The sequence below is a fragment of the Marmoricola endophyticus genome (genome assembly GCF_014644415.1).
Lineage (GTDB): Bacteria > Actinomycetota > Actinomycetes > Propionibacteriales > Nocardioidaceae > Marmoricola > Marmoricola endophyticus.
On the sequence record NZ_BMKQ01000002.1, the window covers coordinates 22,110 to 45,419 of the forward strand.

The following is a 23,310-nucleotide window of genomic DNA, read 5'->3' on the forward strand; positions in this document are numbered from 1 at the left end:
AGGTGTCTAGGGTCGGGCCATGCCCCGCACCTCCTCCCCGGGCCGCCCGATGCTGGCCACGAAGGGCGACCGGGTGCCCGAGAGCGACGGCTGGGTTCACGAGGTCAAGTGGGACGGCGTGCGCGCGCTCGTGGACTGCCGAGCCGGCGCAGGTGGGGTCTGGACGCGCACCGAGCGCGACGTCAGCGTGGCGTTCCCCGAGGTGGCCGCGCTGGCGACGTCGTACGACGACCTGCTCGTGGACGGCGAGATCGTCCGCCTCGGCCGGGGTCGGCCGACGCTGGCCGGGCTCGCCGACCGGATCCACCTCACCGACCCGCGCCGGGCCGAGCGGCTGGCGCAGACCGACCCGGTGACGTTGCTGGTCTTCGACGTGCTCCGCGCCGACGGTGCGGATCTCGCCGGCGCGCCGTGGCACGAGCGTCGCGCCGTGCTCGAGGGACTCGGCCTCGACGACGTCTCCTGGCAGGTCCCTGCGACGTACGACGACGGGCCGGCGCTGCACGCCGCCGCGCGCGAGCAGGGGCTGGAGGGGATCGTGAGCAAGAAGCGGGACGCGCGCTACCGCTGGGCCACCCGCAGCCGGGACTGGCTGAAGTTCCCGATCCGGCCGACCGCGTCGTTCGTGGTGGGCGGCTGGCGCGGCGAGACCGACAGCCCGCAGCGCCTCGGCGCCGTCCTGGTCGGGGAGCCCACGCCGGACGGACTGGTCTACCGCGGGAAGGTCGGGTCCGGGCTCGCGGGCAAGGCCGGGAGGGCCTTGCTGGAGCGGCTCTCGGCCAGCGACGAGAGCCCGTTCGTCGACGAGGTGCCCCGCCTGGACGCGCGCGGCACGCACTGGGTCGAGCCGAGGGTGGTCGTCGACGTCGAGCACCTGATGCTCAGCGACGCGGGGCGGCTGCGGCAGCCGTCGTACCGCGGCGTGCGCGACCTGGGGCCGGAGGACCTGTGAGCGCGGAGGAGGAGACCCGGGTCGAGGTCGACGGCCGGACGCTGAGGCTGTCCAACCTCGACAAGGTGCTCTACCCGCGCACGGGAACCACCAAGGGCGAGGTGCTGCACTACTACGCGCAGGTCGCGCCGGTGCTGCTGCCGCTGGTCGCCGACCGGGCGGTGACCCGGATCCGGTGGCCGAACGGCACCGAGCAGCACCGCTTCTTCGAGAAGAACGCCCCGGCCGGCGCACCGTCCTGGCTGCGGATCGCGAAGGTCCCGACCACCGGCTCCCGTGGGGGGTCGCGCCACGGGGACCACCTGGAGTTCCCCGTCATCGACGGGCTGGCCTCCCTGACGTACCTCGCCAACCTCGCCGCGCTGGAGCTGCACGTGCACCAGTGGCGGGTCGGGCGCAACGGGCAGCCGAAGCGCCCGGACCGGCTGGTGATCGACCTCGACCCGGGAGAGGGGGCCGGGCTGGCGGAGTGCGCCGAGGCGGCCCTGCTGGTGCGCGAGCGGCTGGCGGCCGACGACCTCGACACCCGCGCGGTGACCAGCGGCAGCAAGGGCATCCACCTCTACGCCGACCTCCCCGGCACGCAGAGCGCCGACGAGGTGCGCGACTACGTCCACGGTGTCGCCGAGGAGCTGGAGAAGGCCCACCGCGGCCTCCTGCTCTCGCAGATGACCAAGGCCAAGCGGTCGGGCAAGGTCTTCCTCGACTGGTCGCAGAACGCCGCCTCCAAGACGACGATCACGCCGTACTCGCTGCGCGGCCGGGAGACGCCGTACGTCGCCGCGCCGCGCTCGTGGGACGAGATCGAGGCGGGTGCCGAGGACCCCCTCGCGCTCGAGCAGCTGACGTACGCCGAGGTGCTCGACCGGGTCGCCGGGAGAGGCGACCTGTTCACCTCCTGAACCGCAGCGTTTTGTCCGGATCTGTGGGAACGTGCTGCCGTGCGCCGCCTCCGGATCCTCGCCCTGGCCCTCCTGCTCGTTCTCGCTCTGGCCCCGAGCCCGGCCGGTGCCGCTGCGGCCCCGCTGCCCTCGCGGGCGGTCTGGCTCCAGCAGGTCGACCAGTCGCTGGTCGGCTCCTGGGGCTGGCTGAACGACCGCGCCGCCGCGCGCAAGCCGGGGGAGTACCTCGCGGTGGTGATGGACATCGACAACACCTCGCTGCAGACGTACTACGCACCCGGCCAGGCCGTGCCGGGCACCCTGAACCTGGCGAAGCACGCCCGTGCGCTGGGGATGACGGTCTTCTTCGCCACCGGTCGCTACCAGTCGGACGTCGCCGGGGTCACCGCCTCGCTCAAGCGCACCGGGTTCCCCGTCGGGACCGTCTGCGGCCGCGCCCCTCGTGAGCCGCTGGTGCACGGCAAGGTCCGCTGCCGCCACCACCTCGAGGAGGCGGGCTGGACCGTGACCGAGATGATCGGCAACCGGAGCACCGACTTCGCCGGTGGGCACTGGGAGCGACGCTGGCAGCTGCCGTCGTACGGGGACCGCCTCGGCTGATCCCTCGCCTCGTCCGGAGGCGCTTCGGAAATGTTGCGAGTAAGGGTTTGACGTCGACCGTCAGGGGGCATGATGACCAAGGAATCAATCGACATCGCCCCGGCCCATTCGGGGACCCAGGAGGTAGCGCCATGACTCGTGTTCTCTCGACCCCGGAGGCCAAGACGGCCATCCAGCAGCTGCGGACGCTGATCACCGGTGGGTTCACCGACCAGATCACGCAGATGGACGCGCAGGGCAAGACGCTGTCGGACCCGAACGTGTGGGACGGGCCGCTGGCGGAGAAGTTCCGGTCCTCGACGTGGCCGGAGACCCGTTCGGCGCTGGACAAGGCGAAGCAGGAGCTGGAGGAGCTGCGTACCCAGCTGGACCAGATCTCGCAGAACATCATGTCCGCCGGCGGCGGTTCCTGAGACTTTCCGGGAGCTGCTCCGTGTGGCTTCTCTGTCTCCTCGGACCGTGTCGTGCGGTGCGAGGGGGCGGAGTGGGGGCGCGGTGCCTTCGGGAATGTGGCCTGCCGCTGGGTGGGCGAGTGAGGAGTGGTCATGGGTGACCCGATGAAGGGCATCGAGGACGATGTGAAGTTCGACTTCGACTCGGCAGCGTCGTTGATTCGTCTGTGCGATCACTCGGCGTCGCAGATCGACGGGCAGGCGGCGTCGCGGGCGTCGTACGTGACGACGGCGATGACGGACTTCGAGGGTCACTACTCCGAGCTGTTCACCCAGAACGCGAACGTCGCCAAAGCCGACAGCACCGAGGTCGCCGCAGCGCTCCGCACCGTCTCCTCCGATGTGAGGGAGCTGGTCAAGGAGGCGCACGAGGAGAACAAGCGGCGTGCGGATGCGCGGGCGTGGAAGAAGAAGCACGACGACCGCGGCACCTTGGACAAGGTGGGCGACTTCCTCTCTGGTGGCGACGACTGCCCGATCCCGGAGCCGACGACCCCGATCAACAAGAAGCCCTCAGCGCCGCCGACGAAGCACCGTCAGCCGTTGTCGGGTGCCGGCGGCGGCGGTGGCACCTCGTCGGCCCGGCCGGAGGACCTGCGGTCCTTCGCCAACGGGTCGGCGACGCTGAACGAGGTCTTCGCCGGGCGCCCCGGCGTGCTGACCTCGACGCAGTCGACCTTCCAGTCCGGGACCGACTGGGGCCATCTGGACGCCAGCGGCGTCTTCACCGCGTTCGGGCAGTGGCTGTCCCAGAACGCCAACGACGTGCGATGGGCTCGTACGGTCGCGACGGCGTTCGAGGCCGCAGGGGGGTCGGGCGCGATGACGCTGCCGAACTCCGCGATCCACGCGGCGCTGCAGGCAGCCGGAGTGAGTGCGACGCGTCAGGACATCGCGATCACGATGCCGACCGCGATCGGGCACCCGCCGACCACGGGCTACGCCAACGACCCGGTGAACACCGCGACCGGCAACTTCGTCGAGACCGAGTCCGACCTGGAGTTCTCCGAGGCCGCCTCCGAGCTGTGGTGGCGGCGCTCCTACAACTCGGTGCACGACCACGACGGCCCCTTCGGGCACGGCTGGTCGTCGTGGTGCGAGTCCGGCCTCACCTTCACCGACGAGGCGGCGGCGTTCACGACACCCGACGGTCGACAGGTCTCGTTCCCGAGGCTGGGCCAGGGGTGGGATCGTGCGAGCGGGGAGTCGCTGTGGCTCGACCGCGTGGGATCTGCGGAGAGCGGGTCGCTGGTCGTCAGCGACAACGCTGGCGGTCGGTGGGTCCACACCAACGGTGGTCGACTGGTCGAGGTCTCGCGCGGTGAGGGCACCGCCGTGCGTCTGGAGTGGGAGGGTGACCGTCTCGTCGGTCTTGCGCACGAGCGCGGGCGCAGCATCAGGGTCGAGTGGGACGTGGACCGGATCGTCGCGGTGCACGCCTCCGACGGCCGAACGGTGTCGTACGCCTACGACCGTTCAGACCGCCTGATCGCGGCCGCCGGACCCCTGGGCACCCGCCACTACGCGTGGACCGCGCCCGAAACCGGTCCGGGCTTCGTCGCGACGGTGACCGACGCCGACGGCGTCGTCGAGGTGGACAACTCCTACGACGAGCACGGCAGGGTCACCCACCAACGCTCACCGTTCGGCCGTACGACCCGCTTCGCGTACCTTCCCGACCGGATCACCGTCGTCTCCGACGAGGACGGCGAGCGGGCCAACACCTGGATCGCCGACGACAAGGGCCGCCTCGTCGGTGTGATCGACGCCCACGATCAGCGCCAGTCCACCGCCTACGACGCCTACGGCAACGCCGTGATGGTCACCGAACGGGACGGCACGGTCACGGTCCGTGAGTACGACGACCGTGGCCGGATGGTCCGCGAGGTCGTCCCCGACGGTGCGGACGTGACCTACGACTACGACGAGGCGGACCGCCTGGTCGCCGTCGAGGTGGTGGACGGCGCCGGACAGGGCGCAGGTGCGAGAACCGGCATCGACTACACCGGCGAGCAGCGGAACCCGTCCGCCATCACCGACCCCGAGGGCGGCGTCACCCGCATGGAGTGGGCGAACGGGCTGCTGCAGTCCCTCACCGACCCTGCCGGAGCCGTCGTGAGGTTCGCCTACGACGCCCACGGCGAGGTTGCCTCGATGACGGATGCGCTCGAGCGCAGCGCCTGCGTCGAGCGGGACGCGGCCGGTCGTGTGACGGCCGCCGTCACACCCGGTGGAGCACGGACGACGTACTCCTACGACGACGCCGGGCTGCTGGAGAGCCGTACGGATCCCGACGGCGCGACCTGGCGGTTCGAGCACACCGCCGCGGGTCGTCGGCATGCGGTCGTCGACCCGCTGGGGGGCCGCACCGAGACCGAGCACGACGATGCGGGCGAGCAGTCGGTGCAGATCGACCCGCTCGGCCGTGCCGTACGCAGCCTGTACGACGACCTCGGCAACCTGATGGCGCTGGACCTCCCCGACGGCCTGCGGTGGGAGTTCGGGCACGACGCGCTGGGCAGGCTCACGACCGTCCAGGATCCCGACGGGGGACTGACCCGCAAGGAGTACGACGTCACCGGTGACCTGACGGCCTCGGTCGACCCGACCGGTGTGCGGCGTCAGGTCAGGGTCTCGGCCGGTGAGGGTGGGCGGCGCCTGGAGCTCCTGGAGGGGCGGCGCAGCGTCCGCCTGGACCTCGACAGACTCGGACGGATGGTCTCAGAGACCTCCGAGGACGGCGCGACCCAGCTGGTGCGCTACGACCTGTGCGGTCGGCCGATCGAAACCGTGGACCCGTCGGGAGGTCTGACGCGCCTGGTGCGCGACGCCGCAGGGAGGGTGCTCACGCTGATCCGGCCGTCCGGCGCGGAGGTCGGGTTCGGCTACGACGACGCCGGTCAGCTCGAGACCGTCACCGACGAGACCGGGGGCACGGTCAGGCTGGTCCGCGACGACGACGGTCGGGTCGTGGAGACGCACCTGCCGTCGGGGGACACGGCGACGACTCGCTACGACGTGTGCGGACGCGTGGTCGCCGAAAGGATCCCGGGTGTCGGCACGACCACCTGCGCCTACGACGCAGCAGGTCGCCTCGTCGAACGCCGCGACCCCACCTCGGGGCGACGTCGGTTCCGGTACGACGCGGCGGGTCAGATGGTCGCGGCCACGGACGGCAACGGGGGGACGACGCAGTACTCCTTCGACGCGAACGGGCGCTGCACCACGATCACCCGGCCGGACGGCTCGGTGGTGCGGCGGGAGTACGACGCGACCGACCACCTCGTCGCCGAGATCGACCCAGCGGGCAGGCGTACGACGGCCGAGTACGACGCCGCCGGCCGGCAGGTCGCACAGACCGACGCGGCCGGGTCCCGCACGGAGTGGCGCTTCGGTGCCGACGGGCTGCTGGCGTCGACCTGGGTCGACGGGGCGCAGCGTGCCTCGGTCGATCGGGACCCGTCCGGTCGACGAGTGCGGATCACCGAGCGCGGTGCACTCGACGGTCAGATCGTGGTGCACGAGCTGACCTACGACGCCGCGGGCCGCCTGGTCTCGCGGACCCGTGACGGCGCTGGTCCCTCGTGGGAGTACACCGACGACGGGCACCGCTCGTCGATGACGCTGCCCGACGGGTCGCGTGCCGGCTACGCCCGCGACGCCGCGGGGCGTCTGCTGGGCGTCAGCCACCCGATCCTCGGCACGGTCACGGTGGAGCGGGACCCGGACGGCCGGATGGTCGCGGCGTCGGCCGACGGTCGTACGGAGCGCTGGTCCTGGACCGACGGCTTCGTCACTGGACACACCGTCGACGGATCCTGCACGAGGATCGACTACGACGACGAGGGCCGACTGGTGTCGGTGGGCGACGAGCACCGGGTCACGGCCTACGCTTATGACGAGGCCTGCCAGCTGGTCGCCGCCGCGACGCGGACGGCCGACGGCGAGGACGTGGTCCGGTGGCGCTACGACGCAGCCGGTCGGCTGGTGGAGCAGCTCGGCTCCGGTGCGACCCGCCGGCTCGACTACGACGAGTCGGGCAGGCTCACCCGGGTCAGCGCGGGCGACGACGTCGTCACCTACCGCTACGACGAGTGCGGGCGACGGACGCGAGAGGAGCGGGAGGACGGCTCGTCGCGCGACTTCAGCTGGACCGACGGCTGGCTCTCGGCGATCACGGTCACCGACCGACTCGGCGACGCCCGGCGTACTGACCTCGTGGTCGACGTGCTGGGCGAGCTCGCCCGCGTGGGCGGCGACTCCGGCTCGTCCGGTGAGGTGTTCGTCGACTCGGCCGACCCCTGGAAGCCGGTCCTGTCCGTCGGTGCCGAGCAGGTGCTCGGGGCACCCGGGTTCACCGGTGTCCTCGGAACCGACGGCGGGTGGACCGCGCGGGGCTGGCGCGAGGTGCGCGAGACGACCGGCGACCCGTGGGGTGCGGCGAGGCCGCCTGCGCGCGGTGTCTCGCTCAGCCCGACCGGGGCCCTGCTCGTCGAGGGGACCGAGTGGATGGGCAACCGTGTCTACGACCCCTCCACGGCGGCCTTCTTGTCCGTGGACCCCATGGACCCGCTGGCCGGCGCGGGCTGGGCGGGCAACCCGTACGCCTTCGCGGGCAACGATCCCGTGCACGCCACCGACCCGCTCGGGCTGCACCCGGTCACCGACGAGGAGCTGCGGGCCTACAACTCCAACAACGGCATCACCGGCTGGGCCAAGCAGAACTGGAAGGGTCTCGCCCTGGCGGCGGCCGGCGGTCTGGTGATGATGATTCCGGGCGGCCAGGTCATCGGGATGGGCCTCATGTCCGCAGGCGTGGACGCCGTGGTGCAGCAGACGACCACCGGCCACGTGAACTGGAAGCAGGTGGCTGTCTCCGGGGTGATGGGGATGGCGACCGCCGGGAGCGGTGTGCTTGTGGCACGGATGGGCGTGAGCGGCACGCAGGCGCTGGTCCGTGAGGGCGGGCTCAACGTCGGCATCGGAGCCGTCGGCAACGGCACCAGCTACCTTCTTGGCGATGGTGACAAGTCCGTTCGCGGCTTCCTCGGAGCGACGGGCAGCGGCGCCGCGACCGGTGTCCTCGGCACCGGCGCCGGGAAGCTCGCTGACCGGGTCACCGACGGAGTGGCCAACCCGAGCACGCTTCGCTCGATGACCTCCCACGCCGTGGGTGTGGCCGGTGACGGCGTCAGCGGGTCGACCGGCGACATCGTCAACCAGAGCATCAGCACGGGACACGTCGACGTGGGTCACGCCGTGAAGGTGGGCGGTGCGTCGAGTGCCGGTTCCGCGGCTATCAAGGGCGCTCAGTCGCAGATGCCCGAGCCCGGTGTCCACACGCTCCCGCCCGGCGTGCACGGGCCGGAACCGCGGCCCAACCTCGTCAACTACCACCACGGAGCCGGTCTGCTCAGCGCACCGGTAGGCGCGATCGCGAACGCCGCGTTCGGGGCGAGCTGATCTGCTCACGGGTCCCGTACCGGCGCTGGACCCGTGAGAAGGTCTGCACGTGAGCGACCTTCCCCCCGGCGTGACCCGCTACCCGGCCGACCGCAGGCGCGTGACCGCAGGCAGGTCCGGCTCCGCGGCGGCACTGTTCTCCGCCGTGCTCGTCGTGGTCGCCGTTGTGGCTGTGCTGGAGGGTGCGGACGCGGTGCGCGTGCTCGTCGTGGCACTCGTGGCACTGGTGGTGCCTGTGGCGACGGCGGCGCTGCCCTGGACCCGGGTGCGCACGGTGCTCTCGGTCGTCGCTGCGCTGGCGGTGTTCTTCGCGCTGGGGGTGGGGGGTGCAGCCAACGTGTTCCTCCTCTTCACGGCGCTGAGTGCTCTCGCCGCCGGTCTGACCCTGGGGGCGGTGCTCGAGCGGCGGTGGCGCTGGCAGCGACGTCTCGCCGGCGCCGAAGGGGCGCCTCCCGCCGGCAGGGACCCCCGTGGCGGGAAGGACGTCGGCGTCCTGGCCTGGTGGGCCGACGTCGATCATCAGTACGAGATGGTCGATCCCACGGTCGAGGTCGTGCTGGACGCTGTTCGGGCGCTGGACGGCCGGGAGCGGAGCGTGGTGTCGGTCTACCGGGGTACGGGTCGGCTAGACGTCGCCGGGAACGCCTCGGGCGTGCTGGTCGTCCAGCAGAGCGACGACCGGGCGCACTGGTGCCAGGTGGTCGGGCCGGACGGCGTCCCCGGCTCCGAGGACGCCTTGGGCGTCGTCGTGGCCGGTGCGGTGCTCGGGGTGCAGCGCCGCCGCACCACCGACAGGGAGACCGCCGAACGGGTCATGAGGACGTGGCTGGTCGACGGCACGCGCGACTCGTCCGTGCGGTGGGAGCCCCACTCCGCGTGGGGGAGGGCGCAGGACCTGCGGCCCGCCTGGCTGCGGAGCACCGACTGAGTCCCGGTCCGACCACGAGGGGACTCAGCGGGCGGTCGTGCTGCCTGCGCAGCTGCGCGACCTGCGGCGCAGGTCGACCACGGTCGCGGCGTCCTGTTTGGGCGCCCCCGTGTTTGGACGTTCTCACCCTCTGACGAAAGGGTATGATCCTCGCGATTCGGCCCTTCTTCTCGGGAGTTGTCGTGACGGACTACGTGGGTGGCCACACCGATCTGATCAGCGCGGGTGGGACGGCGCTCGGCCGTTCGGCGACCGCGGTCGCCGGCACCAGCGGGCCGCTGCAGTCGGCGGGGTCGAGCGCCGCTGGCGCGACCGGTGATGCCACCGCCACCGCGTCGCTGAACCGCTGTGGGCTGGCGTGGTCGCGCCTGGCTCACGACCTCGCCACCCAGGTCGAGGCGATCGGTCGCCTGGCCGACTCCACCGCCAAGGACCTCGACCAGGCCGGCGGCGCCTGATGGCTGAGTTCGTCCCGCCCGACGGCGATCCCGGGCTGCTGCGCGCGGCAGCCGGCAACTTCCGCAGCATCGCCGCCCACTTCGATCAGCAGGCCACGACCATCCGCACCCAGGCGCAGACCGCGCTCGACACAGGGGAGTGGAAGGGCGGCCACTCGCTGCGCTTCCGCGCCGGAGCCGACGGGGTCACGGCGCAGGCCGCCGACGCCGCGACGAGCCTCGGATCCGTGGCCGAGACCCTCACCGTGCTCGCGGTGAACCTGCAGACCACCATCGAGGAGGTCGAGAAGTGCAAGCGCATGGCCGAGCACGCCGAGGCCGAGGCACGTCATGACGTATCCCGTTTGGATCCCGACTCACCCACCTTCGAGACCGCCCGCGGCGCCACTCTCAACTGGGCCGACATCGCCTACTGGAACTACGCCGGCCAGGCCGAGAAGGCCAAGACTCGCTACGAGCAGCAGGCCCGTGCAGCGGCCAGCAGCATCGACGCGCTGACCGACCGGGCCGTCCCCGGAGGCAGCGGCCTCTCGTTGAACCAGATCGCCGCCGCGGTCGACGCGAGCACCGGCCTCGACGACTTCGCCGGCGTCGATGCGCTGTCAGAGGCTCAGGCGTGGGCAGCGCTGGAGTCCTGGACCGACCCCGACAGCGGCCTCGGCACGCTGCTCGACGGGCTCAACGTGTACGGCGCCACGTCGATGGCGCCGTCGGCCGCTGCGCAGTGGTGGAGCACCCTCACGCCGCTGCAGCAGATGGCCGCCATCCGCACCAACCCTGAGCTGGGCAACCTCGACGGCGTCGCCTACTGGGCCCGCGACCTCGCCAACCGCTCCCAGATCGGGGTCTACCGCCACCAGCTCGAGCAGCAGCTCGCCGCGCTGCGAGCGCTGAGGCCCGACGGTCCCACCCGCGACGTCGGATCAGCAGATCGAGAGCAACAGATGCGGCTGATCGAGGACAAGCTGAAGTCGCTCAAGGAGGTCGCAAGACTGGCCGAGCAGCCAGACCATCACGTTGTGGGTCTGGACCTCAGCCACGAGCGTGCTCAGGCGATCATCGCTCAGGGCGACCTCGACTCCGCCAGGTACACCTCGGTCTTCACCCCGGGCCTGACCTCCACGGTGCAAGGGATGCAGGACAACGACGACGACATGCGCTCGCTTCGCGACCGTGGTGCACGCAACCTCGTGGACGCGATGTCGGCCGCGCAGATCCACGCCGCGGGAGGGAAAGCGCAGGCGTACCTGCAAGCGCAGCGGCAGGTGGCGACGGTGACGTGGCTCGACTACCAGGCGCCCCAGCTCAGTTCCGACTCGATGCTGAGCACGAACTCCGTGGCGTCCTCCCACACGGCGAAGGAAGGCGGTGCAGCGCTGGCTGACTTCTACCGCGGCCTCCACCAATCACGTACGCACGGCGTCCACGACGATCCGCACGTCCTCGCTATGGCGCACTCCTACGGCACCACGGTCCAGGGATACGCGGCCCGGCACCACGGCACCGGTATCGACACCGCCTACTTCTCCGAATCGCCCGGGATGGCCGCGGACTCCGCCGACGACCTCGTCGTCCCGCATGGTCAGGTCTTCTACTCCGAGGGCGACAACGACCAAGTCGCCGATGCCCGCCAGTTCGGCATCGACCCCAGCGAGATGCCCGGCGTCAAACATCTCGAGACCCGCGCGGCCACCGACCCCACGACCGGCTTGCCGCTCGCCGGTGTCACCAAGCATCCCTTCGCTGCCTACGCTGCCGATCACACGACCTCGGGCTACAACCAGGCCAAGCTGCTCGTCGACCAGCAGGAAGATCTGATCTACGGCAACGACACCGACACGCTCGACGATCTGCGCCTGCGCGACCGCCTCGACAACCCACTCACCGTGGGGATCCCCTACGTCGGGCCGGGTCTGTACGCCTTGAACAAGGGATTCGAGGCCCTTGGCGACTAACCTCTCTGCCATGTCGGCCGAACGCCTCCGCGCCGCTTGTGCTGCTGCTCTCGCGGCGCTGGCGCTGGCGGCGTCGGGGTGCAGCAACGGCTCCGGCTCGTCCGACGACTCCAGCGCGAAAGGCGACGATGTGAGCCCCACCGAGCAGCTCCTCGCGCGGCCCAGCAGCGAGCAGGCCGCCACGATGTACCAAGGTCAGCTGGTCCGCGTTCGGGACGCATTGAAGAAGCTCGCGCCCGACGCCGACTGGGACGACACCCCACCGATCAAGACCGGTGGAAGCCTGTGCCGGGACCCGTTCGGTGATGTCGACGGCGCCCAGGTGTTCGGCTTGTTCACCGGGGGCGGGGGAGCGATACCGGACGAGGACTGGGATCAGGCCATCAAGACGACCGCCGCGGTCCTCGAGCGCGAGGGCTACGACCGCGTTCACGTCACCGTCAACAAGCCCGGTCTGCACGAGGCGTCCTTCTACGGTGAGTACGGCAACGTCGTGACCATCTCCGGTCAGCGCAGCACCAGCATCGACCTGGCGGACTCGGGCTGTTTCATGAGCGCCGAGGCACAAGCGGCGGCTCGCAGCGGGCAGTGAACGCCGCGATGACGGGGGTACGCCGGCTGCGCTCTGTCCTCGAGAGGACGGTCGGGCCCGAGCCGGCGTCGAACTGCTGAGGGCCTCTCAGCGGCGTCGCAGGGCCCGGTAGACCGCGCGAGCAGGGGCACGCAGCGCCTTGGGCAGTACGTCGGCCCGGCCCGTCGGGTGCAGCGCGGCTTCGAGCTCGCTGACCCGTCGACGCAGCCGGGTGCGCTGTGCGCCGACCCGGTTACGCTCGCGGCGAAGCTGCGACACGAGCCGCTGCAGCTCGGGAACGGTGTTGGGGTTGCGCTGCAGCTCAGCAGTGTTGCCGTCGAGGTCCTGGACGACCCAGCGCGGGTCGCCGTACACGTCGATCGTCACGTCGCGGAACGGCACCTCGGCCTTTGTCAGCCCCTCGCCGAACAGCTCACGCAGCTGGGCGCGGTTGCGCTCGACGCTCGCCGCGTCGGTGAGCAGCAGCTTGTTCGGGATGAGTGCGTAGGGCACGAGCGTGCCGCCGCCGTCGAGGTACTCGAAGATCCCCGTGATCACGCCGAGGTAGTGCTGGTTGACGAAGTCGTCGGCGGCCACGACCCCACCCTCTGCGAGGGTCTTCTCGGCCAGCCTCAGGTCGTTGGCGACGTGGTAGTGCAGGTGCCCGCCGTCCACGCTGAACAGCCGGAACCGCCGCCCTTCCTCGCAGAAGCCCTGGTCCTCGAGGTCCAGGCTGGATCCCTCGTGGATCTCCACCCGGTCGGTGAGCCCCCACGACTCCAGCGAGGCCTTGAAGTCGCGCAGCGCGTCGACCGAGGTGGCCTCCATGTTGAGGTGCTGGGCGTCGAAGATGTCGATGGCGAGCGCGGTCTGGTCCTCGGGGAGGCCGACAGTCATCGCGATGAACGACTTGCCGCGGTGCACGCCGATCTCGGCGACGCGGCCCTCGACCTCGCCGCGCTGGACGTACTCGAGCGTCGAGAGGTAGAGCGCGGTCGATCCGATCAGGTAGCCCTGGACCCGCTCGAGTCCCTCGGTCAGGAAGCGGAACTTCTCCGGCGGGAGAGGCGGGGCGAGCAGCGTCTGGTCGGGCATCGGCATCCTCGGTCGTGCGGTGGCCTGGCTCGACGCACCGTACGCGAGATGACTCCCACGTTCAGGGTGCGACGCGCTGCTGGTGGAAGATGCAGAGGCATGGGCGTGCACGCCTGCGCCGAGTCAGGGGGAGGTGCCGCACGCCGCGGCGTGGAGGAGGAACGACCGGGACAATGGCGACGTACTACCTGAGCTCGCTCGACAGCTCCCTGTTCGCGCCGGTGCGGACGTGCAGGGTTCGCAAGCACCTCGTGTTCGACACCGGCAAGTCGGCGCTGCTGGCCCACATCGACCCTCCCGTCGTGGGGCAGAGCTTCGGCTTCGCCCACGACGTGTCGACGGTGGTGCTGGCTTCGCGGGTCGAGGGCCGGGAGATCGACGCGATCGAGGCGCTGCCGTTCTTCGTCCACATCGCGACCCCGCGTCACGGCTGGACCGACCTGGAGAGTCCGCTGCGCGCCGACGACCTGGTCACGATGGCGTGGGGCGAGCTCTACCCGACGGCCGAGGCGGCCGCGGCGCACTCCTTCGACTGAGACCTGCGCGCCGCTCAGCGCGCGACGCGCTGCTGGCGCCGGTAGAGCCGCCCGGCCTTCTTGCCCGTGCGTCGGCACTCGGCGAGCGCGGGTGCCACGGGGCCCGCCGCGGCGTCGGTGGGGATCTGCTCGACACGCTTGCGGGCCGCTTCGACGTCGCCGGCGTCGAGTGCTTGGCGTGCCGAGCGAGCGCCGTCGGCGACGGCTGCCGGGCCGTGGGCCGACGCAGCCTGCTCGAGAGCAGTCATCGACTCGCCGAAGCGGGCATAGCTGCGGGTGGCCATCCCCGCGACGAGGGTGTTGATGCCCAGGAGGGCGAGTCCGGCGAGGCCGACGCTGAACACGATCCGCGCCACCGGCGCGAGAGTGCTGTCACTGGCTCCGAAGGTGACGACTCCGGCGATGACCAGCACGAGCACCGCGACGCCGAGCACCGCGACGGTCGGAACGCTCTTCGAGGACGAGGGGCTGTCGGGCATGTCAGCCGCCCTTCGTGTAGCCGCTGGGCGCCATGAACTGCGTGTACTCCACGGACCCGCCCTGCGCGAGGTAGCCACGCGCGGTCGCCGGCCCGGCGGGCGCCTTGCGCGGCAGGCTCACGCCGAGCAGGTCGCCGTCGTAGTCGACGTTGGGCACCAGCAGCATCCCGCAGCGCGACTTGCGGACCGCGTTGGTCCAGTGGCCGTACGTCGTGCGCAGGTCGTCCGCGCGCCCGGCGACGACGAGCTTCACGTTCGGCAGGTTGGCGGCGACGAGCCCGGCGATCGACTGGTCGGAGTCGGCGAAGGACTCCGCGTCGTCGATCAGCAGGACCAGCCGGCCGCGCTGCACCCGTGCGGCCGCGACGAGCGCCGCCACCTGGTCCTCGCCGACGCAGCGGGACAGCCCGGCGTCGTGCAGGGGTGAGCGGCGACCGGCGAGCCCCCAGACCGCGAGCTCCTCGGAGTCGGCGCGAGCACCCTCCTCGAGCGCCTCGCGGACGGCGAGGAGCACGGTGGACTTGCCCGAGCGGGCCGGACCGGCGATGAGGACGTGCTCGTTCTCGTAGACCTCGCAGTACGCCGGCTGCAGGTCCGACTCGCGGATGCCGACCGGGATCCGCCACGGCTCGCCGACCAGGCTGGCCTGCGCCTTGAGGTCCGGCACGGTGACGAAGTCGGGCAGCTGGCCCACGACGGTCGGCTTGGGTTCGACCGGTCCCCACACGCTCGCGACCTGGGCCACCGCCTCGCGCAGCGACCCGGGCGGCGTGGCGACGTGGGCCTGCAGCTTGGTCTCGGCGACCACGCAGCGGCCCGCGATCGCGGGCGGTGCGAGCTTCTTGGGGACGCCGGCCGCGGCGTAGTCGTAGTTGTCGGCCAGCCGGAAGAGCATCTTCTGCGTGGTGACCTCGTCGATCGCCGACGGGACCGCCTTGGCGCGCGTGGTGGCCACGGCGGTCCACATCCCCACGTCCGGGCCGTCGGCGTACGCGCGGTAGAGCCCCTCCAGGTGCTGCATGCCCTCGAAGTCGTCGTACTCGTCCTTCAGCGTCGCCAGCCCGTCCAGCAGCAGCACTGTGCGCCGGTGCCCGCCGGGGTTGGCCTTGCGCTTGTCGACCTCGGCGCGCAGGTACTTCAGCAGCCGGATCTGCTGCTCGCGGTTGGCCGCACCGGAGCCGACGTACGCCGCCGTGTGCGGCAGGTCGGCCAGCGGCGCGAGGTCGCGCGTACCCATGTCGAGGACGAGGATGTCGAGCTCGTCGGGGGAGTACGTCGCCGCGAGCGTCAGCGCGATCGTGGACAGCGTCGTCGAGGTGCCGCTGCCGGGGATGCCGATGAACATGATGTTCCCGCGGTCCATGTCCCAGCCGGCCGGGAGCTGCCGCTGCCCGTCGGGGTCGTCGGCCACGGCGAACTGCAGCGTTCCGTCCTCCATCGCGCCCACGTCGCCCTGACCCTCCGGCTCGGTCACCGAGAGGGAGACCCGCTCACCGAGCGGCTCGGGCCACACCGGGCGCGGCGGCCCGTAGCCCGCGGCGTCGTTGGCCTCGACCACCGCGTCGATCAGCAGGTCGAGGTCGGTCGCGGCGTCCTCGCGCACCGGGCCGGCCTGCTTCTGCTCCGGCTCGCGGCCGAAGAGAACGGGCTGGGCGTCGATCATCAGCGACGACTCGGTCTCGGCCCGGCCGGTGACCAGCGCGGTCTGCACGGGGGTGATGTCGTCCTGGCCGAGCTTGATGTACGCCCGGCCCATCTGGGTGCGGCCGATGGCGGACGCGTCCGGCACGCCGATGACGTTGCTGGAGTCGTCGCGGCTCTGCACGCGCAGCGCGACGCGCAGGTTGGTGTTGGCCAGGATGTCGTCGTTGACGACGCCGGCGGGTCGCTGGGTGGCCAGGATCATGTGCACGCCGAGGGTTCGACCGACGGCGGCGACGGAGACCAGGGACTGCAGGACGTCGGGGTACTCCTTGGCCAGCATGGCGAACTCGTCGACCACCAGCAGCAGGCGCGGCATCGGTACGGCGGGCTTGGTGGCGAGGTAGGCGTCGAGGTTGTCGATGCCCTCGCCGGCGCTGGCGAACACCGTCTGGCGGTAGCGCATCTCCGCCTCGAGCGCCCGCAGGGCGCGGTCGGCGAGCTGCTCGTCGAGGTTGCTGACGGTGCCGATGGTGTGCGGCAGCCGCTCGCAGGCGGCGAACGCCGCGCCGCCCTTGAAGTCGATGAGGATGAACGTCAGCCGGGTCGGGTCGTTGAGCGCGGCCAGGCCGGCGACGAAGGAGCGCAGGAACTCGCTCTTGCCCGACCCGGTGGTCCCACCGACGAGACCGTGCGGCCCGTCGCGGACGAGGTCGAGGGTGAGCGCACCCTGCTCCCCGACGCCGATCGGTGCGCGGATCCCGCGGGCGGAGCCCCAGGACCGGGTGATCTCCTCACCGGAGATCTCGTGCACGCCCAGCAGCGGGGGCAGGCGTACGAGGCCGGGCAGCGCGGCGCCGGGGACCACCAGCTCGGGGTCCTCGAAGCGGGCGAGGTCCATCGCGCAGCGGCGCGCGGTCTCCAGGTCGAGGCCGGCCAGCACCACCTGCTCGACCGTGGCGGAGTCGCCCGGCTGGACGACGGTGGCCTCCGCGTCGGCGTCCACGGTCACCACGACGGTGCAGGACGCGGGCAGCTGCTCCTCGTGGGCGGCGATCACGATCCCGGACACGCGGGTACGGGTGCCGTCGGGGTCGCTGGCGGGGGAGAGGTCGCGGTTGCGCCCGAGGAGCGTGCGCGCGGGGGCGTCGCGGCCCTCGGTGAGCACGTCGGAGTCCAGCACCAGCATCAGTCCCGGCGTGGGGTGACCCTCCAGGTTGTCGCGCAGGCTGCGCAGCAGCGACTCGCTGCGCTGGCGGTCGGTGGACGTCCACTGCCCGCCGGACCCGTCACCGAGGCGACGCACGTGCGGCAGCCAGGTGGTCCACGACCACTCCTCCTCACGGCCGCGGTCGCAGAACACGCCGACGGTCAGGTCGGCGGGTCCGGCGTGGACGGCCGCCTGGGCGAGCAGGCTGCGGGCCACCGCCAGGGCCCCCGCGCGGTCGCCGACGACACCGATGACGCCGGCGTCGCTCAGGTCGGCGATGATCGGCGCCGCGGGGACGCGGGTCTCGGCGACGACCTCCTTGACCGCGTCGTCCGGCCGGCCTGCGCGGTCGGTGTCGACCGGCGGCTTCCACGGCACGTCGCCGATGCCGACGTGCAGCTTGAGGAAGTCCGCCGCGCCGGTGCGCCGCTGCCACAGCTGGGTGGTGGGGAGGGCAGCGCGGCGGATCGTGGTCGCAGGGTCCGGGCACTCCTCGCGCCGCCGGGTGCGCTCGATCGCCGCGGCCTCGCCGATGTCGGACTCGAGGGTGTCCAGGGCCTTCTCGAAGCGGACCTTCTCCTGGGCCGTCTCCTTCTTGAAGCGGCGCTTGCCCTCGAAGTACGTCCCGACCGCGATCACCGGGCTCATCAGTGCGATCAGCGCGAAGCGCGGACCGGACACCATGACCATCATCGCGGCCAGACCGAGCGGTGCCACGACAGCGGCGATGCTGAACTTGTTGGCCGCGGTGGGGTCCTTGCGCGTGGGCGGCTCGATCTTGTCCGGGTCGTGGACCCTGCCCGGTCGCGGCGGGCGGTTGAACGGCGCCGTGCCGGACTGGGTGAGGTTGTGCAGCGACCCCGGCGACGGGGCCAGGCTCTCCTTGGCGTCGGAGCGCACGGTGAACGCCGCGCCTCCGGCGACGACGACCGCCTCGTCGGTGACCTCGACGCCGGTCGCGTCGATCTTCGCGCCGTCGACGAACGTGCCGTTGGTCGACCCGGCGTCACTGACGCGTACGGACTTGCCCTCGCGGACGATGCTGACGTGGGTCCAGGACATCGAGGGGGAGTCCACGCAGATGTCGGCCTGCGGGGACCGCCCGAGCACCAGGGGGCGTCCGGTCGGGACGTCGACGGTCCGTCCCGCGTGCAGGCCCCCGGACAGGGTGACCGCCCACCCGCGGATCGGCTCGACCCGGTCCTCACGCTCGCGGGCGAATCGCGTGCCCTCGAGGAGGGTGAGGTCGGAGAGCGGGGTCCCCGCCGGGTGCTTCTCCTCGCCGACCCACCAGGTCTCCTCGGCCGGGGGCGGTGTGCCCACGGCGAGCTGCACGAGGTCGGCCACGCTGGCCCCCTCGGCGACCTGGGAGACGTCCAGCTCGTGGCGGGTCCCCTCGGCGTCGATCACGAACCGCACGATGTGCTCCCCTCGATCCGTCCGGTGGTCCGGGTGACCAGTCTGTCAGCGTTGGTCCGAGGCGAACCAGAAAAGCCGAGTCTTCTCGCCCGCGGGCCGCAGGCCGGGGTCCTGGGCGGTCGACTTCAGCAGCACGACCGACCCCGACGGGACCGCCTGCTGGCTACGCAGGTTCAACGCCGGTCCGGCGATGCCGTCCGCACGGTCGACCTGGAGCCCGGACATCGCCTTGGCGACGTTGCCCGGTGCGGTGCTGGACGCCTTGGCGGCCGCCGTGACCAGGGTGACGACGGCGTCGTGGCTCGCCGCGTCGGCGGCGTACGCGACGTCCCCGAACGGCTGGCTGTCGAAGAGGTCCTTCGCGGAGCTCTGGCTCAGGCTCCGCAGCGCCGAGAAGTACGCCGAGGCGCTCGACCCGTCGCGTCCGCTGGTCATCGCCGCGGTGTCGGCGTCGGGCGTCCCTGCCGTCTGCAGCTCGCTGCTGGTGGAGCCGCCCGCCTCGTCCAGCGTGGTGGCGAAGTCGGGGCTCAGCGCGTCCGGGGTGAGGTAGACGGGGGCGTCCGTGCCCTGCCCCTGCACCGCCGCCACCACGGCGGCCTGGAGCCGCGCCGGCCCGGAGACGACGACCGCGTCGGGCGCCCGCGCGATCAGCCGCTCCTGGGCGGCGTCGGCCGCCGCGCGCTGCTTGGCGTTCTGGCCGGAGCCGTCGGTGACCTTACGGGTCGGGAACAGGCGGGCGGCGAGGGCGGCCGCGTCGCCACCGGCCTGGTACTTCACGGTCCGGGCATCGGGCAGTCCGGCGAGTGCGCCACCGCCGGCGTCGACGACGACGGGTCGGGCGGCACCGGTGGCCTCGACGGCGGCCGAGACGACCCGGTCGGACTGGTCCTGTGACGGGCCGGTCTGCCAGGCGCCGTCGGGGAGGTCGGTGTCCTCGGAGTAGGGGAGCACCACCGGGGTGTCGGCGTCGGTGGCCGCAGCCACCTCGGCACCCACGTGGTCACCGGACGTGGCGAGCACGATGCCGGACACCTTCTGGCGTACGAGCGAGGCGACGGCCCGCTCGCCGCCCTCCTCGGTCCCCGCGTCGTTGACCGCGACGAGCTTCACCGCGATGCCGCCCTGCCGGTAGCGGTAGGCCGCCACCTGGGCACCCTCGGCGGCGCTGGCCCACTCCTGGCCCTCGCCGGGCTGCGAGGTCAGGCTGACCACCACACCGATCGTGACGGCCGAGACCGTCCCGCCGGGCCGCAGCGCGACGGGTGCGGGCGTGGCCCGCGCCTCGTCGGCGTCGTCGTTCCCGCACGCGGCGAGGCCGGTGACTCCGACGGCGAGCGCGAGCGCAGCCGTCGTCCGTCGCACCAGCACGCTCCTCACGCCGCTCACGGGGTGATGTGCATGCTGTAGACCGTCGTGTGCCGGGCGCTGTCGGGCAGCTGGATCACGAACGGCGGCAGTGCGGCCTGCGCCTCCTGGCCGGCCTGGGCCTGCGCCTGGCCGAGCAGGATCGAGGCGACGTCACCCTGGCGGACGTTGGCGTACGACGAGGCCGTCGTGATCGCCTGCGCCAGCTGGAAGTTCGCCGTCCCGGTCTGCGCCGCCGACCGTGCCATCGCGCCGAGCAGGCCGGAGCCCTTGACGTCGCGCGTGCCGAGGTCGAGCAGGACGTCGGTGATGTCGCCCTGCAGCAGGGTCCGCGCCGCGGACAGGTCCTTCACCGACGACCCGACGCCGGCGTTCACCTGACCGAGGCCCTTGTCGACCGAGGCCGAGACGTTGTCGGCGGACTGCTTCTGGCGCACCGCGAAGGTCGACTTCTGCTGCTGGATCGTCGTCTTGGACTCGTTGGCGATCTCCCTGGCGCTCTGGGAGAGCTTGCCCAGCGAGGAGTCGAAGAGCGTCGCGACCTCCGCGGCGCTCGCCTTGCCGGAGTCGGAGATGGTCTTGATCTTCTGGTCCTTGGTGGCCTCGACGAGCTTGTTGTAGTCGGTGCCGGTGCCGCGCTTGTAGGTGGTGCCGCTCACCGCGGTGACCACGTCACGGGCGTTGTTCTGGGCTTGGGCGAACGCCTTCTGGAACTTCTCGCACGTGGTCGTGGCCTCTTGGTCCGCCGTGTCCGATGCGTTGGCATCGTCACTGTTCGGGAGGTCGCAGCTCGTCGAGCCGCCGTCGATGGCGTCACCGGCGGTGCCCGCGACCTCTCCGGCCCTCGTGGTGAGCACCTTGTTGAAGGCCTCGAGCGCGTTGAACGCCTTGATGATGTCCTCGAAGTGGAAGTTGCGGTTGATGCTGTCGATGACGTCCTGCACCTGGTCGGTCTGGCTCTCCAGCTTGTTCAGCGCGTCGTTGACGCCGCTCATCTTGGTGCCGATGCCGCCGGTCAACCCCGGGTCGAAGCCCGACTTCAGGTCGCTCCAGCGGGTGATCTGCTCGTCGATCCGGCTGCGCAGGTTGAAGTCCGGGTCCGGGTTGACGGAACCACCGCTGCAGTTCTGGTTCGACGTGTACTGCCGGAGGTTCTCGACCTTCTGGTAGTCCTCGCTGCCGACCTCGCCCGCGACCTGGCAGATGGCCCCGTCGAGGAGGTCGTTGACCTGCTTGGCGACGTACTCGGAGTTCAGCCCGTCGGTCGCGGTGGTGAACAGGTAGTCGTTCAGGTCCTTCAGGGCCGTCCGCGCGTTGCTGATCGCCTCCCGGACGGCGTCGGAGTTGAAGCTGAGCGCTCCGCCGTTCTGGTTGTCCCGGGCCGCGCGGACGGCGAACTCACCGGTGCGCTGACCGTAGTTGCGGACCTGGGTGGCGAGGGTCTGCAGCCCGCAGTCGTTGGCGTCGCGGATCTTGTCGTCGCCGTAGTCGTTGGGCGTGCCGCCGTCGTCGATCGACACGTCGCACTTCTCGTTGCCGTTGACGGCCGCGTTCAGGCTGCGGATGGAGTCGGTGAAGGCCTTCACGGCCTTCTGGCCCGAGGAGTCCAGGGCCGAGGTGAGCGTCTTGACCTTCTCCTCTGCACCGAACAGCGCGCAGGTGGCCGACCCCTGGTCGTCGGTGTTGTCGTCATTACAGGCCTCGGCGTTGTCCGGGCCGATGGCGTCGAGGATCCGCTTCTGCAGCACGCTGGAGCAACCGTTGGTGGCCTTGGAGTAGCCGTCGAGCAGGGCGACGATCTCCTGGAGGTTGCCGTAGATGCTCTTCGCGCCCGACGGCGGCGTGACCGTCGCCGAGCACTGGTCGGCGCCGTAGGTGATCTTGGCCGTCGGCTGCGGGGCGTTGGTGTCACCGAGCAGGGTGTTGATCGCTTGGTTGGTGGCCTGCAGCTCCGAGAGCGTGGCCGACTGCGTGCCCTTCAGTGCGCTGGTCAGGTCCTGGCCCAGCGACGTCGAGCTCTGCTGGAGGCCCTTGACCGAGCTGGCGATGGTCTTGGTGCTGCCCTTGAGGTCGCCGACCGTCTTCGCGCCGAGCTTGTCCGAGGAGTTCTTCAGCGTGGTGCGGACGGTGCCCATCGACTTGCCGGCCTGGCCGAGCACGCCGTTGACCTTGCCGATCAGGTCGATCGTGCGACGGGTCAGGGCGAGCTGCGAGGAGTTCTCGGGGGAGAACGCCTCGTTGAGCACGCCGCCGATCGAGGGGTCGGTCACCAGGCCGGGCTGGACGGAGAGGTCGAAGTCGGGGACCTCGAAGTCCTTGGCGTTGACCGAGAGGTCCATCGTGGTGCTCGCGCCGAGCTGCGGCGGGGCGAGCAGCGTGGCCCACTGGACCTGGGCCTTGCCGTCGGAGTTCTGGCTGAGCACGCCGTTGGTGCCGCCGCTCTTGCCGTTCTCCTGCGCGACCACGTCCGACGGCTTGGTGTCGGGCAGCGCGGTCGAGCCGACGACCGTCAGCGGGACGCCGACGAGCGCGGAGCGGGACTGCTGGGTGCCACCGACGTCGAAGGTGAGGTTCTTCGCCTTCTGGGTGAGGTTCTGCACCGTGAGGGTGATGTCGACCCGGCCGGTGTAGCCGTCGAGGTCGGAGAGGTCGGTGCCCGTGCCCTTCGCGGTCCGGTACGACGTCAGCACACGCACCGGCAGCTGGTCGGCGACCTTGCCGGGGGCGTAGCTGTCGTCGACGCTGAACTGCTTGCCCGAGGCGGTCGTCCCGACCGTGGTGCCCTTGACCGAGGTCAGCCGGCCGTCCTGGCCGACACCGACGTCGACCGACTGCAGCACCTTGCTGGCGTCCGCGAGCTGGTCGCTGCTGTCGTTGCCGGTCAGCTGGATCGCGGCGACGGCACCACCGGCGAGCACGACGGCCCCGGCGACGCCGGCCACGAGGGCCTTCGGGAGATGGGAGACCGTCTCGAGGAAGGGTCCTGACATCAGGTGGCTCCAGGTGGTTCGGGGTGCGGTGGCAACGACATAACGAGCAAATCGCCGGAACGGTACGGGTGGGGCGGTCGCGAAACCGGGAGAAGCGTAAGCCAGAAGCACAGCGCTGTCACAGCGATGTGACGAAGGTGGTCGCCTCTCATGATGGTGTGACGTACGACCGTCGATGTCCGTTTTGCTCCGGACCTGGACGAACGGGTCGATCCTGGACCCGGATCACCCGATCGGCTGTGGTCTCGGATTCGTTGGGTTAGCCTTCGGTCCGACGTTGAACGTGGCACGAAG

General features: G+C 71.3%; 15 protein-coding genes. 10 read left to right on the plus strand and 5 right to left on the minus strand.

Features of this window, described 5'->3' with window-relative positions:
* The first annotated feature begins 19 nt into the window (after positions 1 to 19).
* The 9 genes from IEX42_RS16685 to IEX42_RS16725 all read left to right on the plus strand — a co-directional run bounded on the left by IEX42_RS16685 (position 20) and on the right by IEX42_RS16725 (position 12,302).
* Positions 20 to 952 (plus strand): ATP-dependent DNA ligase, encoded by a 933-nt coding sequence (locus tag IEX42_RS16685; protein ID WP_229661006.1) that lies wholly within the window; start codon positions 20 to 22, stop codon positions 950 to 952.
* The gene (ligD, locus tag IEX42_RS16690; protein WP_188781227.1) at positions 949 to 1,854 is read left to right on the plus strand and encodes a non-homologous end-joining DNA ligase; all 906 of its coding nucleotides are present in this window, start codon (positions 949 to 951) and stop codon (positions 1,852 to 1,854) included. Before IEX42_RS16685 ends, ligD begins: the two co-directional genes overlap by 4 nt.
* A gap of 39 nt (positions 1,855 to 1,893) precedes the next feature.
* Positions 1,894 to 2,454, plus strand: a complete 561-nt coding sequence (locus IEX42_RS16695) for an HAD family acid phosphatase (RefSeq protein WP_188781228.1) — start codon at positions 1,894 to 1,896, stop codon at positions 2,452 to 2,454.
* Between the two features lie 131 nt (positions 2,455 to 2,585).
* Positions 2,586 to 2,867, plus strand: coding sequence for a pyrophosphorylase (locus tag IEX42_RS16700; RefSeq protein ID WP_188779502.1), 282 nt, complete (start codon positions 2,586 to 2,588; stop codon positions 2,865 to 2,867).
* 132 nt (positions 2,868 to 2,999) lie between these two features.
* On the plus strand, positions 3,000 to 8,369 hold the full coding sequence (locus tag IEX42_RS16705; protein ID WP_188781229.1) for a DUF6531 domain-containing protein: 5,370 nt from the start codon (positions 3,000 to 3,002) through the stop codon (positions 8,367 to 8,369).
* Between the two features lie 49 nt (positions 8,370 to 8,418).
* Positions 8,419 to 9,297, plus strand: a complete 879-nt coding sequence (locus IEX42_RS16710) for a hypothetical protein (protein ID WP_188781230.1) — start codon at positions 8,419 to 8,421, stop codon at positions 9,295 to 9,297.
* Between the two features lie 182 nt (positions 9,298 to 9,479).
* Entirely contained in the window at positions 9,480 to 9,755 is a 276-nt protein-coding gene (locus IEX42_RS16715; protein WP_188781231.1) for a hypothetical protein, read from the plus strand.
* On the plus strand, positions 9,755 to 11,710 hold the full coding sequence (locus IEX42_RS16720; RefSeq protein WP_188781232.1) for an alpha/beta hydrolase: 1,956 nt from the start codon (positions 9,755 to 9,757) through the stop codon (positions 11,708 to 11,710). Before IEX42_RS16715 ends, IEX42_RS16720 begins: the two co-directional genes overlap by 1 nt.
* Positions 11,711 to 11,720: 10 nt before the next feature.
* Complete coding sequence (locus IEX42_RS16725; RefSeq protein WP_188781233.1) at positions 11,721 to 12,302, plus strand: LppA family lipoprotein; 582 nt, start codon at positions 11,721 to 11,723, stop codon at positions 12,300 to 12,302.
* 87 nt (positions 12,303 to 12,389) lie between these two features.
* Here the strand turns inward: IEX42_RS16725 and IEX42_RS16730 are convergent, their stop codons facing one another.
* Positions 12,390 to 13,376: a class I SAM-dependent methyltransferase gene (locus IEX42_RS16730; RefSeq protein ID WP_188781234.1), complete on the minus strand. Its 987-nt coding sequence runs from the start codon at positions 13,374 to 13,376 to the stop codon at positions 12,390 to 12,392.
* Between the two features lie 173 nt (positions 13,377 to 13,549).
* Between IEX42_RS16730 and IEX42_RS16735 the strand changes: the two genes are divergently transcribed.
* A complete protein-coding gene (locus IEX42_RS16735; RefSeq protein ID WP_188781235.1) occupies positions 13,550 to 13,912 on the plus strand; it encodes a hypothetical protein in 363 nt (120 codons plus the stop codon).
* 14 nt (positions 13,913 to 13,926) lie between these two features.
* Here IEX42_RS16735 and IEX42_RS16740 read toward each other — a convergent pair whose 3' ends face one another.
* Genes IEX42_RS16740 through IEX42_RS16755 form a run of 4 tightly spaced genes read right to left on the minus strand, consistent with a single transcriptional unit; the run spans position 13,927 to position 23,016 of the window.
* Positions 13,927 to 14,391, minus strand: coding sequence for a hypothetical protein (locus IEX42_RS16740; RefSeq protein ID WP_188781236.1), 465 nt, complete (start codon positions 14,389 to 14,391; stop codon positions 13,927 to 13,929).
* Position 14,392: 1 nt separating this feature from the next.
* Entirely contained in the window at positions 14,393 to 18,661 is a 4,269-nt protein-coding gene (locus tag IEX42_RS16745; protein ID WP_188781237.1) for a type VII secretion EssC family protein, read from the minus strand.
* 45 nt (positions 18,662 to 18,706) lie between these two features.
* Entirely contained in the window at positions 18,707 to 20,023 is a 1,317-nt protein-coding gene (locus IEX42_RS16750) for a hypothetical protein (RefSeq protein WP_188781238.1), read from the minus strand.
* 20 nt (positions 20,024 to 20,043) lie between these two features.
* Positions 20,044 to 23,016, minus strand: a complete 2,973-nt coding sequence (locus IEX42_RS16755; protein WP_188781239.1) for a hypothetical protein — start codon at positions 23,014 to 23,016, stop codon at positions 20,044 to 20,046.
* Positions 23,017 to 23,310 lie beyond the last annotated feature (294 nt).

What these genes read in the sequence shown, in the direction of transcription:
- IEX42_RS16755 (WP_188781239.1), bottom strand. Translation starts at nt 23,016, where the DNA reads ATGTCAGGACCCTTCCTCGAGACGGTCTCCCATCTCCCGAAGGCCCTC.
- IEX42_RS16720 (WP_188781232.1), top strand. Translation starts at nt 9,755, where the DNA reads ATGGCTGAGTTCGTCCCGCCCGACGGCGATCCCGGGCTGCTGCGCGCG.
- IEX42_RS16740 (WP_188781236.1), bottom strand. Translation starts at nt 14,391, where the DNA reads ATGCCCGACAGCCCCTCGTCCTCGAAGAGCGTTCCGACCGTCGCGGTG.
- IEX42_RS16700 (WP_188779502.1), top strand. Translation starts at nt 2,586, where the DNA reads ATGACTCGTGTTCTCTCGACCCCGGAGGCCAAGACGGCCATCCAGCAG.
- IEX42_RS16725 (WP_188781233.1), top strand. Translation starts at nt 11,721, where the DNA reads ATGTCGGCCGAACGCCTCCGCGCCGCTTGTGCTGCTGCTCTCGCGGCG.
- IEX42_RS16735 (WP_188781235.1), top strand. Translation starts at nt 13,550, where the DNA reads ATGGCGACGTACTACCTGAGCTCGCTCGACAGCTCCCTGTTCGCGCCG.
- IEX42_RS16705 (WP_188781229.1), top strand. Translation starts at nt 3,000, where the DNA reads ATGGGTGACCCGATGAAGGGCATCGAGGACGATGTGAAGTTCGACTTC.
- IEX42_RS16685 (WP_229661006.1), top strand. Translation starts at nt 20, where the DNA reads ATGCCCCGCACCTCCTCCCCGGGCCGCCCGATGCTGGCCACGAAGGGC.
- IEX42_RS16730 (WP_188781234.1), bottom strand. Translation starts at nt 13,376, where the DNA reads ATGCCCGACCAGACGCTGCTCGCCCCGCCTCTCCCGCCGGAGAAGTTC.